The following is a 16,991-nucleotide window of genomic DNA, read 5'->3' as shown; positions in this document are numbered from 1 at the left end:
TGATCTCCCTCTCCCGTTCCTCCGTCACCAGGAGACACCCCCCATGAGAAGGCTCATCGGAACGTTCGTGGCGGGCGCGCTGGCCCTGGCCGGGCTCGCCACCACAGCCACGGCCAGTGCTCCCGCCGCCACCACGACTACGGGATCCGCGACGGCCGCCGCCCCCGCCGCTCCCTCGTCGGGCACTTTCAACGTCCTCACGTACAACGTCGCGGGCCTTCCGGAGGGGCTGAGCTCCGGCAACCCATCGAAGAACACCCCGCTGATCTCCCCGCGGCTCGGGGCGTACGACATCGTCAACGTGCAGGAGGACTTCAACTACCACGCGGCGCTGTACGCGGGCGACGACCACCCGCACCGCACCGCGACCAGCGGCGGCGTCCCGTTCGGCGACGGCCTCAACACCCTCTCGGACTACGCCTTCGAGGACTTCCAGCGGGTGAAGTGGAACAAGTGCACCGGCACCAACTGCCTTACCCCCAAGGGCTTTTCACTGGCCCGGGTCCGGCTCGCCGAGGGCGTCTTCATCGACCTCTACAACGTCCACACGAACGCCGACTCGACCGATGACGCCCTCGCGGCCCGTCGCGCCAACATCGACCAGCTATCCGACTTCATCCAGGCGAACTCGGCGGGCAACGCGGTGATCGTCATGGGCGACACCAACACGCGCTACACGCGCGCGGGCGACAACATCCGCACGCTCGTGAACGAGAACGGCCTGAGCGACCCCTGGGTCGACCTGGCCCGCGGCGGCAACGCCCCCGCGCAGGGCAGCGAAGCGCTCGTCTGTCCCCAGACGGCGCCGACGAACGACTGCGAGGTGGTGGACAAGGTCCTCTACCGCGGCAGCGACCTGGTGAACCTGGACGCCACCCGCTACAACAACGACTGGTCCAAGTTCCTGGACTCCGCGGGCGGCAACCTCTCCGACCACTTCCCGCACACGGTCGACTTCTCCTGGACCCTGCCCTCGAAGCTCCGCGCCAGCGACTTCTTCGGCGGCCCGCACGGCACGGCCTTCAACGACGCGGACGACCTCCCTTCCACGCCCGCACCCCGCACGCTCACCCTGCGCGGCGCGTCCCGCCTGGACGCCGTATCCCTGACCCACGACGGCGGTACGTCCCTCACCCACGGCGGTACGGGCGGCACGGCCACGTCCCTCACCCTGGCCGCCGACGAGCACCTCACCTCGGTGAAGCTCACCAGCGGCCAGAAGGACGGCCGGACGCGCATCTTCTCGGCGGCCTTCGCGACGGACAAGTCCCGTACGGTGACGGCCGGCTCGCCCACATCGAACACCGTGACGTACACGGCCCCCTCCGGCTGGCAGATCGTCGGCTTCACGGGCCGCGCGGGCGCGGAGATCGACAAGTTGGGGGTGCTGTACGCACCTGTCGACTGAGCTGAAGCACCGTCAACCCCCTCCCCGCCTATACCCCATGGGTATAGGCGGGGAGTGCCCTCTTCGTGCACGCGTGGGGGGCACTCGACACCGGACCACGGGACGAGGGGAGACAGACATGGCGCGGGTGGAGGGGTACGCGGAGGACGGATTCGAGGCGGTGCGCCGGGTCTTCGAGGAGCTGGTGGCCGACGGCCGGGAGACGGGGGCGGGGCTGTCGGTCTGGCGGGACGGCCGCGAGGTCGTCCGGCTCAACGGCGGATGGGCCGACGCCGGACGGAACCGCCCCTGGCAGAGCGACACACTGGTCATGCCCTACTCACTGTCGAAAGCGTTCGCCGCGCTCGCAGCCCTGACGGCCGTCCGCAGGGGGCGCACCGGGCTCGACGAACCTGTCGCCAATTGCTGGACCGAGTACGGGCGTCCGACGTGGTGCGGCCCGCACTTGACCTCGACGCCTGGTTCGCGGTGCCCGCACACGCGCCCCCCCCCGCGTCGCCGACGCCCGCAGGTCGGCCGACCGACGACCGCCACCGCGTCCAGACGCTGGAAGCCGTGCTGCTGCACGGACTTCGACACCTTCCTCCCTATGTAGATTGGGCCTTTGCCTAGACGCACCAGGCAGCGTTCCTACGGAGGTAACCACCCATGGCCCGAGTCGGGCTCACGACCGACCGTGTCGTGGCAGCCGCCGCCGATCTCGCCGACGAGGTCGGGTTCGAGAAGCTCACCGTCACCGCGCTGGCGCGGCAGTTCGGCGTGAAGGACGCCAGTTTGTACTCACACGTCAAGAACGTGCAGGAACTGCGCACGCGGCTCGCGTTGCTGGCGGGTGGCGAGATGACCGAGCGGATCGAGCTCGCCGTGGCCGGGCGGGCCGGGAAGGACGCGCTGGTCGCGTTCGCCGGCGCCTACCGTGAGTACGCGCTGGAGCACCCCGGACGGTACGCGGCCACGCAGATCCGGATCGACCCTGCCGTGGTCGCCGAGTCCGAGGTGCTGCGGCGGACCGCCGAGGTGACATATGGAATGCTGCGCGGCTATGGGCTCTCGGAGCCCGATCTCACGGACGCCGTACGCCTGTTGCGCAGCACCTTCCACGGTTACTGCAGCCTCGAGGCCAGTGGCGGATTCAGCGCCCCACGCGACGTACAGGCGTCCTGGGAACGGGCCCTCGACGCCCTGCACGTACTCCTGGAGCACTGGCCCCGTCAGGAGAGGAAGCCTTCCTGAAGCCACCGGGTATCACCCGGGTATCACCGATGTGTCACCGATGGAGAGAGTGCTTCCGGTCCCAACACCAGCCGTCCCACTGACCACTTAGACTGGAAGCTTCGCCATGACCCACATGTGCCGCCCCTGGGGAGGGAGCGCGCCTTGACTCAACAGCAGCTGGGACGGGGGCCGTTGAGAACGGATCCCGTGCCGCCCGTGCCGGACGGTCCCCGGCCACCGCGTTTCGTACGGTGGCTGGGCGGCTTCGGCTGCGCGGCCGCCGGTTACGCGGTGTTCCAGGCGCTGTTCGGCCTGCTGCCGGACAGCATCGACGGGCAGGCCGCACGGTATGCGATCGCAGGGGTCGCCGGACTCGGTACGGCGCTCGCGGCCTGGCTGGCGGCGGAGCTGCTGCGGGCCCGGTCAGAACGCGCGCCTGCCGGGACCGGGCCGTTCACCGCGGGATCTGCGTCGCTGTCCGGGCCAGGACCGCTCCCCCAGCTGTTCTCGTCGGCGTACGACGCTCTCGCCGAGCAGCTCTGCGTGGTCGACGATCCGGGGTGCGGGCGGCTCACCGGCTGGCCGCATTCGCTCGGCGAGAGCGCGGGCCGGCCGACGCCGGTCGGTACGGCGTACGGGCTGCACATCGCGCTTGATCTCGGTGTCCCCGACGGGCGGTTGAGCACGGGCGACCTGGTCGAGACGCTGTGGCGGCTGCGCCTGCCGGACGGCGGCTGGTCGGCGCGCTCGCAGGGGACGGTGGCCCGGCCCGAGGTGACCGCGCTGGTGCTCGGCGCACTGGCCAGAGCCGGTGCGGAACCGGCTCGGGTGGCCGCGGAGGTGGCGCGCTGCGAGTCGGGCTTCACTCTCGAACTCGACCGCACCGGGCGTGAGTTGACACATGTCGTGACGACCGTGCTGCGCGGCCTGCTGCGTGCCGCGCCCCGCTCGGACGTACTGCCGGTGCTCCAGGAGGCCCTCGTCGACGGCGCCGTCACCGACCCGCGCCGCCAGCACCGCCGCTGCTGGAGCTACCGCCTCGCGCCCCTGCACGGCCCGCCGTCCCCGCTGCACACCTCGCTGGCCGTGGTCGCCCTTGACCGTGCGGCCCGCGTCCTGGGCGAGAGCGCGGGCGCGCGCGCCGCCCGCGAGGACGGCGTCCGCTGGCTGCTGGCCTGCACGGACGCCCCGCACGACTCCTGTCTCGACCTGTCCAGCCTCCGCGAGGAGGTCCGCAGGCCACGTTCCGACGATCCCTCACGCCACGAGGTCCTGAACGTACGGCACTTCACCGCCTCCTGGGTCGTCCGCGCCCTGCTCACTCCGGGCGCCCGCGACATCGCGCGCGAGGACGGCCTGGAGGCGGAGTGGCGCGAGCGGCTGGACGGCGCGGCCACCGCCGTATGGGCCGCGCAGACGGACGGCATATGGACCTGGCCCCGCGAGGACACCACCAGTGAGCTGCGCCGTCCCATGTGGATGACCTATCAAGGTCTTTCGGCGCTGCGCGGTCATGCCGTATGGATGTACCAGCCGCATGGCTGAGTCGGAGGGAGCGTGCATGGGTGGTCGGCAGGTCCAGGCGGCGAGGCGACTCCTTGCCGAGGCACTGGACGGCGAACTGCCCGAGCACGAAAGGGTGTTGGCGGCCCGTTCCGTCATCGCCGAACTCGGCTCCCCCGACCGGCTGTTGGAACTGACCGCCGAACTCGCCTCCGGCGAGGGCGATCCGGAGGGCTGCGCCCGGCTCTCGTACCGCCATGTCCTCGGCTTCGACAAGCTCCTGCTCATCGACGGCGGTCCGCACCACATGCTGCGCGCCCACCTGTGGCACGCCGGCCGCGGCGCGGTCGGTAAGGAGGACATCCACAACCACCGTTCCCCGCTTGCCTCTTATGTCGTACGGGGGCAGCTGACGATGGAGTTGTACGCGCCCGTGCGCATCGCGGGCGACGCCGACGGAGGAATCGAGGCGGACCGCTACCAGGAGTCCCTGTCCGAGACCGCCGCCGACTGGCTTCTTGAGCCCGCGGGCCCGTCCCGGCTGCGTCTGACGCACGTGGCTCAGTACGCGGCGGGCAGCACCTACGCTCTCCCCGCCCACACCCTGCACCGCGCGTGGACCGAGACGGCGCAGCCGACGGTGACGCTCTTCCTGGAGACGGGCAGCGGGCGACGGCGGCACACCGATGTGTTCACGGCGGCGGGACCGCATCCGGGCGCGGTGCCGAAGGTGCCACTGAGGGTGGAGGAGTATCTGAGCGAACTCGCCACACTGACGGAGCTGCTCAGGTGCTGACGGGCGCCTGTGCCCCGGTCATGGCCGCTGGAGCGCCTGCCGCACGATGTCCAGGTTGTACTCGTCGATGTCGACGCTGCTCAGCTCGGCCGGGCTCAACCAGGCGTACGCCTGGTCGGGCTCGGGCAGCGTGATGTGCCGGGAGAGGGGCTTGACCAGGAAGTTGTCCTGCCAGTTCTTGACCTCGTGCCCGCGATACTCACTCACGAACGACGACTCGCCGACCTTCCGGACGACCTCGCCGAGAAGCCCGGTCTCTTCCTTCAACTCCCTCAGAACGCCGTCCTGAGGGCTCTCCCCCGGTTCGAGCTTCCCGCAGGGCACACCCCACACCCGGGGCAGAAACCGCTCGGTCTCACTACGCCGCACCAGCAGGACACGCCCTTCGTGCATCACAACGGCGGCGGCCAGTCGCTTGTCGCCGGGGACGTCCATATCCATGGTTTTCCTCGGTCCCTTGCCGGTCGGAGTCCACAGGGCTACGTACCCACGAAAGCTATAACCGTACCAGGTTCACCCCTCTCGGCGCGGGCTCAGCGCCTCCACCTGGTGGTATGCGGGGGCGCTGCCGCTGGGCGTGCGCCCGGCCCGGATGTCGGCGGCCGTCTCCAGCGCCGCGCCCAGTGCCCGCCGGTACAGCAGGGAGCCGAGGCTGACCCTGCGCACGCCGAGGTCGCCGAGCTGGGTGACGGTCGGGCCGGACGGTGAGTAGAGGATGTTGAGGGGGACGTCGAGGGTCCTCACGAGGGCGGCGATGCGTGTCGCGTCGGTCAGTCCTGGGACGAACACGCCGTCGGCGCCTGCCTGCTGATAGGCATGGAGGCGACGGGACGTCTCCTGCTCGTCGCCATCGCCCAGCCAGTACGTGTCCGTGCGGGCGTTCACGAAGAGGCCCGGCACGACGGCCTTCACGGCGGCGATCTTCGCGGCGTGCCGTCGCACGGACCCGAGACCGTCCTCCAGGTTGATGCCGACGGCTCCGGCGGCGGCGAGTTCGCGGGCGGCCTCGGCGACCTCGTCCGGGTCGTCGCTGAAGCCGCCCTCGGCGTCCACGGACAGCAGATACGGCCCTTGCCCGAGCCGCAGGGCCAGGTCCAGCGTCGCGTCCCGGGTGGCGCCCGCGCCGTCGGGCAGTCCGGCCGCGGCGGCGACTCCCAGGCTGGTCGTACCGATCGCCTCGAAGCCCTGCGCGGCGAGGGCCGCCGCCGAGGCGTGGTCCCAGGCGTTGGGCAGAAGCAGGGGCGCGTTCCGGTGGTGGAGGTCGGCGAAGGCGGTCATGAGAGGTCACCCACCGCGTCGGCGCAGTACGTGGATTTCGTGAGGTGGAAGGCCGGTTGACGGATGGTCCAGCCGTCGCCGGGAGAGTGGTCGAGCTGTTCCGGGGTCAGGGTGCCGAGCCGCTTCGCCCAGATCCGAGCGAGCCGCGTCAGCCGACTTCGGGGCTCCGACACGGCCAGGTGGTCGACACGATGGTCGGCGATCCCACGGATCGCCTTATGGGGGGTGTAGATCCGGTCGTCGGTCATAGCGCAACGCTAGAAGCGGAACACTTCGGTGCCGGCCGAAGTGTTCCGAACCTCGATCGCACGGCAACCTCCACCCGGCCGGCGGCGACTCGGAGGCATGACACCCGCAACATCCGTAACGCCCACAACAAGGCACCGCCGGCGCCGAGTGGCCCGCAAGCCCATGGTGGGTTCGCTCGCGGCTGCCGTCGTGCTGACCGGTGCGTGGTACGCGACCGCCACGGCGAACCCCGCGCCGAAGGCCGCCGACGGCCTCGCCATCACGAACACCACGGTGAATCTCCCCGCCGAGTTCCCCTATCTGTCGGCGGGTTACAACAACACCCGGGAGTGGACGCGCACGGCGACCGCCGTGGCGCCGAACGGCACCCTCCGGGTGGCCTGGCCCGCGTCCGACGGGATTCACGTCACGCCGCTCACGAAGGCCGGGAAGCGCTCCGGCTCCGACACGGTCGTCAAGGGCGCCAAGGAGGTCGGCGGGCTGGTCGCGCACAACGACGGGTTCGCGCCGATGACCCGCGTTTCCGACAGCAACAAGTGGAAGGAGACGGCCGCCGCGCTCTCGACCCTCGCGGACGGCTCCCTCACTTGGGCGTACGCGCCCGTCACGCCGTCCTACTCGACGGCACTCACAGGGGCGTCACCGACCACGAAGACCCTGCGGATCGCCCGTCTGAAGCGCTGAACCGAAAACGCGTCCCGGGGCCGTCGGCCCAGCGGACGCGCACCTGATACGCCCCCTCCACCTCCACGGACACCAGGGCCTGGAGCGGGAGGGGGTCCGACTCGGCGGTGAGGCGGGCGAGGGCTACGAACAACGTCGGTTCCTCGCCCGTTACGCCGGTCAGGGTGGATGTGCCCGACAGGCCGAAGGCCGGGAGGAGTTCAGCCCGTAGCCCCTCCTGGCCGTGCTGCCCGTCCTGTCCGACCCGCCCCGCCCCCGTCGACCAGCCCGTGACCCGCACGGGGGTTCCGGGAGGCGCGCCCGTCACCAGGTGGGCGCGTACCTCCACCGCGCCGGACGCCACGACCAGGCTCGTGACTCGCGCAGAGGCCCCGGCCTCGTGCCGCGACGCCACCCATCCCTCGCCGACTCCCAACGGCTCGATGCGCGTTCGGCTCGCGTCCTCGTCGACGATCACGCTGTTGTCGTACGCCTCCGAAGGCGCCGTAACCGTCGAGTACGCGAGTCGCGTGTAGTACGGGTCGTAGCGGACGTCCTCGCTGCCGTGGTTGTGGAGGCGGACCAGGCCGTCCGAACTGGTCGACTGGAGCAGCCAGTTGGGCGGGCCGACCGGCCGCACCTCGTCCTGCCGCTCCACCGGGCCGGGCTCCTCGGTCGCCGTCCACACCTCGTGGTCCGCGGGGAGAAGCAGACCGAGGAAGCCCTTGCTCGCCCAGTACGGGGACGCCGGTCCCGAATAGCCTTGCAGAACAGCCGAGTTGGGACCGTGCCAGCCGAGGGTCAGCAAGCCTCGGTCGTCGACGGCTCCCCGGTCGAGGAAGTACTTCAGCGCGCCTGACGCCAGCCGTCGCGTCTCCCCCGCAGGCAGTGGCGTACGCCCCGTGAGAGCGCCCAGCCACAGCGGGGCGGTCGTCGCGAAGCGGTACGTGAGTGAGCGGCCCTGGTGCATGGGGGCGCCGTCGGTGCCGAACAGGCGGGCGTAGTCCTCGAGATGGGCCGACAGCCGGCCGCCGTACAGGTCGAGCAGGCGCGTGTCGTCCGCGAGCCAGGCGTGCAGCACCGGGTACAGGTGCATCGCCCAACCGTTGTAGTAGTCGAACTTGCGGCCGTCGCCGTCGGTGTACCAGCCGTCGCCGACGTACCACTGCTCGATGCGTTCGAGGCCGCGGTCGATCGCCGCCCGCGACGCCTCGGCCTCGTAGCCGATCTCCGCCAGGAGGCCGCCGACCGTCACCGGGAACAACTCCCAGTTGCAGGGCCAGGGTTCGGCGGTCAGTGCGTCGCCGAGCCAGGCCGCCGCCCGCTGCCGTACGCCGTCGTCGAGGCGGTCCCACAGGAGGGGGCGGGTCAGGCGCAGGGCGAGGGCGATGGAGGCGGCCTCGACGAGGGGCTGGCTGTGGTCCCCGATACGCGGCCAGACTCCCGCGGTTCCGGCGGCGAGCCCGTCGGCGTAGCGCGCGAGGGCCTGCTCGTCGCGGCGGAAGGCCGCCAGCAGGAGCGTACGGGCGTATCCCTCCAGGCCGTCCGACAGGCGGCCCGACCAGCTCTCGCGGTCGCCGGGCAGGTGGTAGAGGGCTCGGTCCTCGGAGGCGTAGGGCTCCACGGCGGCGAGCAGGGAGTCGGCCGCCACCTCCCAGTGGGCGCGCGTGTAGCCGGTGTACGGGCTGAGGGTGCGGTCGTCCTCGGGAACGCCTGCGGGCATGGCTGGTGCTTCCTGTCTAGGCGGCCTTGATGAGTTCCGGTGCAGTATCGCGCCCCGTCAGGGGCGCGGGGTGTGGCAATTCACGGCTCCGCCGCGTGGGCGCGACCAGCCCCCGTCCGCGTATTGATCACTGCTCTCCGAGCGGAGCGCTGAGGTACCTGGGGCGCCCCGGTTCCGGTCGGGACGCCCCAGGGTCTTGGGTCACCTCACCAGGCCCCTGGGGACCAGGCGCTGGGCGACCAGCTCGTCGCGGACGAGGTCCGCATAGACGGTCGCGCCGTGCGCGGAGGTGTGGGTGTTGTCCCGCTTCTCGTTGTAGAGGTAGAGCGCCTTGGATGCCTCCACGCCGAGCGACTCCACCAGGGCCTTGGTCCTGGCGGTCATGTCGATGAGCGGTACGTCGTGCGCGGCGGCCACCGAGCGGGCGACGGCGGGGTGGTCGACGCCGAGGCCGTTGACCAGGAGCGCCGTGTCGTTGTTGAGGGTGCCGTCCGCGTTGAACCAGCGGCGGACGATGGGCGTGAGCAGTACTGGCCGGCCGCCCCGGTCGCGTACGCCGGCGACAAGCGTTTCGAGGTTCGCGCGATACGTCGCCTCGTCGGTCTGCTTGTCGTTGTGGGCGAGCTGGATGAGGACCAGGTCGCCCTTGCGGATCAGTGGCTGAACGGTCCCGAAGAGCGCGGGGTTGGCGAGGTAGCTGACCGTACTCTCCCCGGAGTCCGCGTAGTTGGCGACCGACAGGCCCTTGCGGAGGTACTGGGGCAGTTGCTGGCCCCAGCCGGAGTACGGGGCGCCGGGCTGGTCGCAGGAGGTGGAGTCGCCGACGAGGAAGATCTGGCGGGCGATGGGGGTCCCCCCGCGCGAGCGAATTCGAGCGTGGGGGAGGGCCGGGGTGACGCGGATGCCGGCCAGTGCGGGGGCCGAGCCGCCGAGGACGAGGTCGAGGCCGGGAGTGCCGTCGGGGCCGGTGGGTTCGCCTTCAGGGCTGCGGACGTTCACGGTGAAGCTGCGGGCCACGCGCTCACCCGCTGCCGTGGCCGTCTCGGGGAGGAGGGTGCGGCGGGTCTCGCCGGTGATGCCGGTATCCGCCGCGGTGTCGCCGCCCAGCCGGACGTGTACGTCGTACGTACCGGGCGCGACGTCGAAGTGACAGACCGTCGCGGTGCAGTTCTCCAGGCCCGCGCCGCGGGCGCCCGCCTGCGCCGGGGTGGCGGACGAAGCCGGGGTGGCGGACAGAGCCGTGGCAGCGGTCAGCGTGGCCAGCACGGCGATCAGGGTGCGTCTCAACGCGGCTCCTTCAACAGGTCGACTTCTCCTGGTCGCTGGACCGTACCCCGCGATGGCAAGCGCTTTCTAGAGGCGGGCGGCATCTCGATTCCGTACCACCGGAAAGAAACCGGCCGCGACTGGAAGGCGCCCTGGCCGGCCCACGTTTCGGAGTGTTCGAATCGGGACCTCAGGCGACACGACAAAAGGGAAGTCACAGTGAATTCAGCCTCATATCTGGACCTGTACCGGCAGTTCTCCTCGGATATCGACGCGGAGATGAAAGCCGGCGTCGAACGACTCGGCCCCTCCGCGACCGCTGTCAAGGACGCGGTCACCCGACTGCTTCAGCACCAGACGTTCAGGTATCCCCTGCAAGTGCTGCCGCTCCTGGTGCATGGCGCCGAGACGGGAGATCCCGGACCGGCTGTTCCGCTGTCCGCGATCCATGTGCTGTGGTGGACTTCCGCGTGCTATCTCGACGATTTGGCGGACGGGGAAGCCGCGAGCGTTTCGCTGGAAATCGGTGAGAACGAGGCACTGCTCGCGTCGATCATCAGCGGTAACGCCCTCCCCCTGCACATCATCCAGTCGCAACAGGTTCCCGACTCGGTGCGCAGCGCCCTGACAGCCGAGCTCGTGACCTGCGCAATCGTCGGCACCGAGGGCCAGCTGAGCGATCTTCGCCGACATGCCGGCGACGCCACGCGGGACTCGGTGGTCGCGACGTACCGAGGTAAATCCGGGGCCCCCTTCGGCATGATCACGGCGATGGGTGCGATATTGGCCGGCGCGGAACACGAACGAATACGGATGTGGCGTGAGTTCGGCGATGTCTTCGGCATCCTGTGGCAGCTGTTCAACGACCAGGAGGACATCCTCTCCGGCCGCAATGAGGACCTGCGGAACGGAACGGTCACCTACCTCTTCGCCTGTGCCCTCGAGAACGCGTCACCGCGGTCCAGGAACCGTCTCCTGGACCTGCACGCCGCCGCGAGAAGTTCCGAGAAAGCGCGGTCGGAACTCACAGCTGTCCTTCTCGCGCCCGCCGTTCTTCAGCGGTACCGAGCAGATCTGGACCGCTTCCGCGACGAAGCCGCGCGCCTCCTGACCGAACTCGGTGGCGACGGAAACTACGTACCGGTGCTGCACCGCCTGGTGGAGGAGTCGGCCGAACCCCTCCTCCACCGGACGGACTGAGCGTGAGCGTCAACTGGCCCGCGCCCACTGCTGATTGGCCGCTCCATTGCAGGCGTACGTGATGATCGTCGCGGAGTCGGCGGTCGACGCGCCGTTCACGTCGAGGCACTCGCCGCTGGCGCGGGACCTCAGCGTGACGTAACCGCCGGACGTGGTGACCGACCACTGCTGCGTGGTGACCGAGGTGGAGCAGGCCTCCTGGGTGACGTTGGAGGCGTTCTCCCGCAGGCACAGCGAGCTGTGACGGGCCATCAGCTGGACATGGCCGTTGCCGAGGTCCTTGAACCAGAACCGCTGGTTGCCGCCGCCGTTGCAGGTCCACTGCTTGATCTGGGCGCCGGCGACGATCGACTGGTCGGGGACGTCGGCGCACTTGCCGCTGTGCCGGGCGGTCAGCGTCTCGTACGGGCCGCCCCGACCGGTGATCGTCCCGGCGGCCGTGTCGATGGTGACCTCCGGATACCAGGACATGGACATCGTGGTGGAGTTCGAGAAGGCCAGCGGCAGCCAGACGTACCGCGAGTCGTTGACTGTCCCGCCGAAGGAGTTACCCCAGCGGTCGCCCATGTAGAGATAGGAGGTGCCCGAACTGCCCTGCACGGGAAGGACGTACGCGGTCTGCGAGCCGTACGTCGTCGAGTCGCCGATGTTCCGCATCGCCGTCCATGGGCCGGCGAGCGAGGTGGCGGTCGCGTACTGCTGCTGGTTGGGGTTCCAGCCCGTGGCGCCCGAAGTCAGCATGAAATAGACGCCGTTGCGCTTGAACAGGGCGGGAGCCTCGCGGTGGCCGCCGTGCCAGGGGTCGGCGACCAGGGCGGCGATACCGGTGTAGTCGCTGGTCAGCCGGTAGATGTGCAGGTCGTAGTTCTCGCGGGCGGCGGACACCATGTAGCCGGTGCCGTCGGTGTCGGTGAAGACGGTGATGTCACGGGACATGTGCTGGCCCAGCGGGCGGAAGCTGCCCTGCCAGGTGTAGTCGCCGTCGACGGTGTCCGAGACGGCGACGGCGGCACGGGCCTCGCTGTAGTCGACGCCGTTCTCCTTGTGCATCCACATCACGTACTTGCCGGTGGCCGCGTTGTACATGACCTTCGGCCGCTCGATGTTGGCGGTCGCCAGCTCCGGGTCGGTGGCCTCGGTCAGGACGTTGTTGCGGAACTCCCAGTTCTTCAGGTCCGTGGAGCGGTAGGCCGACACGTACCGGAAGGTGTTGTCGGAGTTCCGGTGCTCGCCGAACCAGTAGTAGTACGAGCCGACCTTGATGACCCCGCCGCCGTGTGCGTGCAAGGAGTTGCCCGAAGTGTCGGTGAACTGCGTGCCGTTGGTGATGGTCTGGGGCGCCGCCTGGGCCGGGCCCGCGGTCACGAGCGCTCCGGCGACCGCGAGAGCGAGGGCGGCGAGGATCGCGTACAGACGTCTCATCCCAGCACGCCCTGCTCCATCACGTCGTGTTGCGGCACGTCTTGTCCCAGCATGTGGCATCTAGACACTCTCCCTCAGAACAGTGAAGTGACGTGCGAAGCCGGTCAGTTGGGGCACTTGCCGAATAGGGGTCCAGGTCTTGAGACCGTCGAGACTGTCGCTGTAGTAGTACTTCTTCTCGGCGTAGCCGTCGAAGTAGATCCGCCAGCCGCCGTCGTCGAGCCGTACGAGCGCGGGGCCCTCGCGCCAGCTGCCCCAGCCCGTCCAGTCGTCCTTGCCGAGGAAGGTGTACGGCCCGGCGAGACGGTCGGCGACCGCGTACTCCAGGTACTTGGTCGTCTCCTGCTTGGTGATCGCGTGGTACTTGCCGCCGTGCCGGACGATGAACGTGTCGATGTAGTTGGAGTCGTCCAGGCCCGAAAGGGGCTTCGGTACCGACCAGTTGCGCAGCGAGGAGTTGGTCGCGGTGAGCAGGTGCGGCCGGAAGACGTGGTTGTTCGTGGTGTCGAGCGAGACGATCACGTTGACGCTGCCGTTCGCGTCGACGAACCACTCGGGCGCCCAGGTGCGGGCCAGGCCGGGGGTCGGGAGCGTGTGGTTGGCGACGGAGGACCAGTTGACGCGGTCCTTGCTGCGCGCGAACCCGATGGTGTTTCCGGTCCAGTTGGTGGTGTAGACGATCCAGTAGTACCCGTCCGTGTGCTTGATGATCGACGGGTCGCGGATCAGGCCGGTGGGCGGGGTGTAGGCGGGGCCTTTCAGCAGGTTGTACGCCAGTGCGTCCGCGGACTCGTAGACGTACAGGTTGGATTCGCTGCTGTTGGTGAAGGCCGTCATCGTGTAGCGGGTGGTCGCCTTCGGCTCGCGGACCCGGGCGTCGGCGACGGGGATGCCGAAGTCGGGTGTGCCGTCCGGCTTCCAGCCCAGTTTCTGGATGCGGGTGTGGCGGTTGGGGTCGTTCAGCGGGTCGCCGACGATCTCCTTGTACTGGCGGGCGTGGTAGACGAGGACGTCGGTGCGGCCGTCCTCGGCGACGGTGAAGCTGTTGTGGCCGGGGCCGTACTGCTTCGTGGTGTCGTTGCTGGTGAAGACCGGGGTCGGCGACTTGGACCAGCTCGCCGGGTCCATGAGGTCGCTGTCGGCGTCGGCGGTCAGCAGGCCGAGGCAGTAGTTGTGGTCGGTGGCGCTCGCCGAGTACGACATGAAGACGCGGCCGTTGCGCTCGATGACCGACGGGCCCTCGTTGACCTTGAACCCGATGGTCTCCCAGTCGAACTCCGGTGTGGTGAGCCGGACTTGAGGGCCCGTCAGCGTCCACGGATTGGCCATCTCGGAGAGCCAGATCGCGGTGTTGTTGTCCATGCCGGGCTCGTGCTGCGCCCAGGAGAGGTAGCGGGTGCCGCCGTGGGTGAAGGTGGTGGCGTCGAGGGAGAAGGTCTCCCAGGCCGTCTTCAGCCGGCCCTTCTCCGTCCACTCCCCTTCGAAGGGATTGCGGCTGGCGTTCTCCAGGACCCAGATACGGATCGCCCAGATGTCGTGCGCGGGCGCGGCGGCGAAGTAGATGTACCACTTGCCGTCGATGTGATGGATCTCCGGCGCCCAGATGTGCGCGCCCATGTCTCCAGTGGCGTGCTTCTTCCAGATGACGGACTCGGATGCTTTCGTCAGTCCGCGCAGGGTGCGGGAGCGGCGCAGGATGATCCGGTCGTACTCGGGAGCGGTGGCCGTGAAGTAGTAGTAGCCGTCGCTGTGACGGTGGATGTGCGGATCGGCGCGGTTGCGGACGAGCGGGTTGACGTACGAGGAGCCCGCGCCGGTGGCGTCCGGGGTGGCGGCCTCCGCGATTCCGGGCACGGCGGTGAGCGCGCCCGCGGCGAGGGCGCCCTTCAGCACGAGTCTGCGGCTCGGGATGTCGGGGCTCTCGTCAAGGCGGCTCATGTCGTTCCCTCACACTGGGCCATTCGAAATTTCGAACGGTATCTGCCATTCCGAACGCCGAAACGGTAAGGGTGTGTTACGAAGAGGTCAACGGGTCGGGAGCTTAGAAAAAGTCGGACACTTTCTGATCCAAGCGGGGCCCAAGTTTTTGTTATCGGACCCGCACCGCTTCCGTCTCCACAGGCGTGAACAAGAACATCCATGTGCGGGCAGCAGGAGCGGGCGCGGCACTGGCCGTGCTCGCTACAGGGATCATCACGCCGAGCGCGACGGCGGCACCCGCCGCAGCCGACGACGTCACCGCGGCGGTACTCGCGGGCCGCGACGTGACGCTCGACGGCGACGCGGTGGTGACGGTGCCGACCGGGGAGACCACGTACAACGGGGTGTTCCGGGGCGAGGGCACGCTCACCGTGCGCGGCTCCGGCACGCTGATCCTGACCAAGGACAGCGACTTCACGCTGCCGAAGTCACGGCAGCGGCAAGCGGTGAGGACGCAGGGCGGCAACCACCCGTACGTCACCACGACCAACCCGGACCCGCCCGCGATCACGGTGGAGCGCGGTGCGACCCTGCAGTACGGCAACGGCGGCACCACCGGGCTGATCGGCCACTTCCCGTACAACACCCCGGCGTTCCGGCTCAACCAGGACAACATCCGGGTCGACGGCACCCTGCGGCTCTCCCTGACGAGCGCCTACAACCTGGGCACCATCAGCGGCTCGGGGCTGATCACCCAGCCGCGATTCCTCTGGGGCACCTGGGACATCTCAGGCACCCACCCCTTCTCCGGGGTGATCGACAACGGCACACAGGCGAACGCCGGACGACCGGAGTACGCGACGTCACTGCCCAATGTGCGCAAGATCCTCAACCAGGGCACCTGGACCGTCGACACCCCGCTGGGCCAGACCGTCACCCAGCGCATGGACTTCTACCAGCGCGAGTACGGCAGCGACATCAACGTGCAGTCCCGGCCGGGGAGCAAGGTCGTCCTGACCGGCCAGTACAGCTGGTCGAACCAGGGTGGCGACACCAACCCCTCGCTCAGCGACCCCGCCCTGAACTGGACGCCCGCGCGGAAGAACATCAACAAGCGCGGCACCAACATCAAGGGCGCCAACGTCCAGTGGGGCGACGGCACCACGAACGAGATCTTCATGCCGGGCACCGCCGAGACCGTATACATCAACCTGCTCGCGGCCCGGTCCCGTTCGCTGCTCACGTTCAACTACAACGGGCCCGTGACGCTCGGCGCGCCGATCGGCGGCGGCGTCTTCCACGACACCCTGTCCGCTCCCGGCGCCGGCGACATCGTCATCAAGGGGACGAGGGGCAACGACGTCACCTTCGCCGCCGTCCAGCACTACAACGGCTCGACGACCATCGAAAAGGGTGCGGTACTGCGCCTTGGCAGCGGCAGGTCGGGCGGCGACGGCGGCCTCTATACCAAGGGCGACCTCTACAAGCTCGTCAACAACGGCTCGCTGGTACTCCGCAACACCGCCAAGCCGCTCTCCCTGTCCAGGATCAGCGGCAGCGGCTCCCTCACGCAGTCGGGTGCCGCCACGACCACGCTGACCGGCGGCGTGACGTACTCGGGCACAACGACCGTCACAAAGGGCACGCTCGCGCTCGACGGGGCGAGCCTGGCGCGCAGCAAGGGGATCCGGCTCACTTCACCGGGCGCGCGGCTGGATGTGCGCAAGGCGTCCGGAGGGGCGCTGAACCTCAGCTCGTCCCTGAGCGGCAAGGGCAAGGTCGTCGGAACGGTGACGAATACGGGTACGGGGAAGGTCGCCGGCGGAGTCACGGTGACCGGGGACTACACGCAGGGCGCGGGCGGCCAACTGACCGTGAAGGACCGGGCGCTGAAGGTCGAAGGCGCGTTGCGGCTGGGCGGGAAGCTCGTTGTCGAGCCGGCCTCTGCGACGTCTTCCAAGCCGGTCACCGTCATCGACCACACCGGCAGGTCGAAGACCACCGGCACCTTCAGGGGTCTGAAGGAAGGCGCCAAGCTCAAGGTGGGCAAGACCGAGTACCGGATCAGCTACCGCGGCGGCGACGGCAACGACGTCGTCCTCTCCGGCAAGAACACCCCGAGCCCCTCAGCGACCTCCCGCGCCACTCCCCAGCCCTCCGGCGCCGCCCCGAAGTCCGCCGCTACCGAGAACGCGAGCGACGGGAGTTCCGTACCGCTCGCGTGGTGGGTGGCAGCGGCGGTTCTGGGAGGCCTGGCGGCGCTGATCGTGCCGGTGAGCAGGCGCAGGCGAACGGGACGAAGGGGTGGGCGGCATGCTGCGTGAACCTTCCTGGACGGTCAAGCGTCC

The 16,991-nt window shown here is 69.4% G+C and carries 15 protein-coding genes and 1 pseudogene; 8 read left to right on the top strand and 8 right to left on the bottom strand.

The genetic code is table 11. The annotated features are described in order from the left end of the window. The first annotated feature begins 43 nt into the window (after positions 1-43). From ACFYO0_RS19125 to ACFYO0_RS19105, 5 genes are all read left to right on the top strand, one after another. Positions 44-1,408 (top strand): jacalin-like lectin, encoded by a 1,365-nt coding sequence (locus ACFYO0_RS19125; RefSeq protein WP_388676982.1) that lies wholly within the window; start codon positions 44-46, stop codon positions 1,406-1,408. A gap of 118 nt (positions 1,409-1,526) precedes the next feature. Further along, positions 1,527-2,003, top strand: coding sequence for a serine hydrolase domain-containing protein (locus ACFYO0_RS19120; RefSeq protein WP_388676979.1), 477 nt, complete (start codon positions 1,527-1,529; stop codon positions 2,001-2,003). A gap of 53 nt (positions 2,004-2,056) precedes the next feature. Then, positions 2,057-2,641: a WHG domain-containing protein gene (locus ACFYO0_RS19115; RefSeq protein ID WP_388676976.1), complete on the top strand. Its 585-nt coding sequence runs from the start codon at positions 2,057-2,059 to the stop codon at positions 2,639-2,641. 198 nt (positions 2,642-2,839) lie between these two features. Next, positions 2,840-4,168 (top strand): hypothetical protein, encoded by a 1,329-nt coding sequence (locus tag ACFYO0_RS19110; RefSeq protein WP_388676973.1) that lies wholly within the window; start codon positions 2,840-2,842, stop codon positions 4,166-4,168. A 16-nt stretch (positions 4,169-4,184) separates the two neighbouring features. Continuing rightward, on the top strand, positions 4,185-4,922 hold the full coding sequence (locus ACFYO0_RS19105) for a hypothetical protein (protein ID WP_388676971.1): 738 nt from the start codon (positions 4,185-4,187) through the stop codon (positions 4,920-4,922). A gap of 18 nt (positions 4,923-4,940) precedes the next feature. Here ACFYO0_RS19105 and ACFYO0_RS19100 read toward each other — a convergent pair whose 3' ends face one another. From ACFYO0_RS19100 to ACFYO0_RS19090, 3 genes are all read right to left on the bottom strand, one after another. After that, positions 4,941-5,363 carry an NUDIX hydrolase gene (locus tag ACFYO0_RS19100; RefSeq protein ID WP_388676968.1) on the bottom strand — a complete coding sequence of 141 codons (423 nt, stop codon included), beginning with the start codon at positions 5,361-5,363 and terminating at the stop codon, positions 4,941-4,943. A gap of 72 nt (positions 5,364-5,435) precedes the next feature. After that, positions 5,436-6,200 (bottom strand): isocitrate lyase/phosphoenolpyruvate mutase family protein, encoded by a 765-nt coding sequence (locus ACFYO0_RS19095; protein WP_388676966.1) that lies wholly within the window; start codon positions 6,198-6,200, stop codon positions 5,436-5,438. Further along, positions 6,197-6,448, bottom strand: coding sequence for a hypothetical protein (locus tag ACFYO0_RS19090; protein ID WP_388676964.1), 252 nt, complete (start codon positions 6,446-6,448; stop codon positions 6,197-6,199). The genes ACFYO0_RS19095 and ACFYO0_RS19090 overlap by 4 nt, the downstream gene beginning before the upstream one ends. A gap of 148 nt (positions 6,449-6,596) precedes the next feature. Here ACFYO0_RS19090 and ACFYO0_RS19085 point away from each other — a divergent pair, with 148 nt between their 5' ends. After that, positions 6,597-7,133 carry a hypothetical protein gene (locus tag ACFYO0_RS19085; protein ID WP_388676962.1) on the top strand — a complete coding sequence of 179 codons (537 nt, stop codon included), beginning with the start codon at positions 6,597-6,599 and terminating at the stop codon, positions 7,131-7,133. On the opposite strand, the gene ACFYO0_RS19080 is transcribed toward ACFYO0_RS19085, so the two are convergent. Both ACFYO0_RS19080 and ACFYO0_RS19075 read right to left on the bottom strand, forming a co-directional pair. Continuing rightward, positions 7,078-8,835: a DUF2264 domain-containing protein gene (locus ACFYO0_RS19080; RefSeq protein ID WP_388676960.1), complete on the bottom strand. Its 1,758-nt coding sequence runs from the start codon at positions 8,833-8,835 to the stop codon at positions 7,078-7,080. The genes ACFYO0_RS19085 and ACFYO0_RS19080 overlap by 56 nt on opposite strands. A gap of 201 nt (positions 8,836-9,036) precedes the next feature. Continuing rightward, positions 9,037-10,122 (bottom strand): rhamnogalacturonan acetylesterase, encoded by a 1,086-nt coding sequence (locus tag ACFYO0_RS19075; protein WP_388676958.1) that lies wholly within the window; start codon positions 10,120-10,122, stop codon positions 9,037-9,039. A gap of 198 nt (positions 10,123-10,320) precedes the next feature. Between ACFYO0_RS19075 and ACFYO0_RS19070 the strand changes: the two genes are divergently transcribed. Further along, the gene (locus ACFYO0_RS19070; RefSeq protein ID WP_388676956.1) at positions 10,321-11,301 is read left to right on the top strand and encodes a polyprenyl synthetase family protein; all 981 of its coding nucleotides are present in this window, start codon (positions 10,321-10,323) and stop codon (positions 11,299-11,301) included. A 9-nt stretch (positions 11,302-11,310) separates the two neighbouring features. On the opposite strand, the gene ACFYO0_RS19065 is transcribed toward ACFYO0_RS19070, so the two are convergent. The 3 genes and pseudogenes from ACFYO0_RS19065 to ACFYO0_RS19055 form a co-directional block, all read right to left on the bottom strand. Beyond that, positions 11,311-12,723, bottom strand: a complete 1,413-nt coding sequence (locus tag ACFYO0_RS19065) for an RICIN domain-containing protein (RefSeq protein ID WP_388676953.1) — start codon at positions 12,721-12,723, stop codon at positions 11,311-11,313. Between the two features lie 60 nt (positions 12,724-12,783). Further along, positions 12,784-13,560 carry a glycoside hydrolase family 43 protein gene (locus ACFYO0_RS19060; protein WP_388677598.1) on the bottom strand — a complete coding sequence of 259 codons (777 nt, stop codon included), beginning with the start codon at positions 13,558-13,560 and terminating at the stop codon, positions 12,784-12,786. A gap of 39 nt (positions 13,561-13,599) precedes the next feature. Beyond that, a pseudogene (locus tag ACFYO0_RS19055) lies at positions 13,600-14,661 on the bottom strand (family 43 glycosylhydrolase); the annotation flags it as partial. Between the two features lie 185 nt (positions 14,662-14,846). Between ACFYO0_RS19055 and ACFYO0_RS19050 the strand changes: the two are divergent. Then, on the top strand, positions 14,847-16,967 hold the full coding sequence (locus tag ACFYO0_RS19050) for an autotransporter (protein ID WP_388676951.1): 2,121 nt from the start codon (positions 14,847-14,849) through the stop codon (positions 16,965-16,967). Positions 16,968-16,991: the final 24 nt, after the last annotated feature.

This window comes from Streptomyces sp. NPDC006365 (assembly GCF_042870755.1).
GTDB lineage: Bacteria > Actinomycetota > Actinomycetes > Streptomycetales > Streptomycetaceae > Streptomyces > Streptomyces xiangluensis.
The sequence above is the reverse complement of the archived record's forward strand: the minus strand, read 5'-3'. Positions and strand labels throughout refer to the sequence as shown.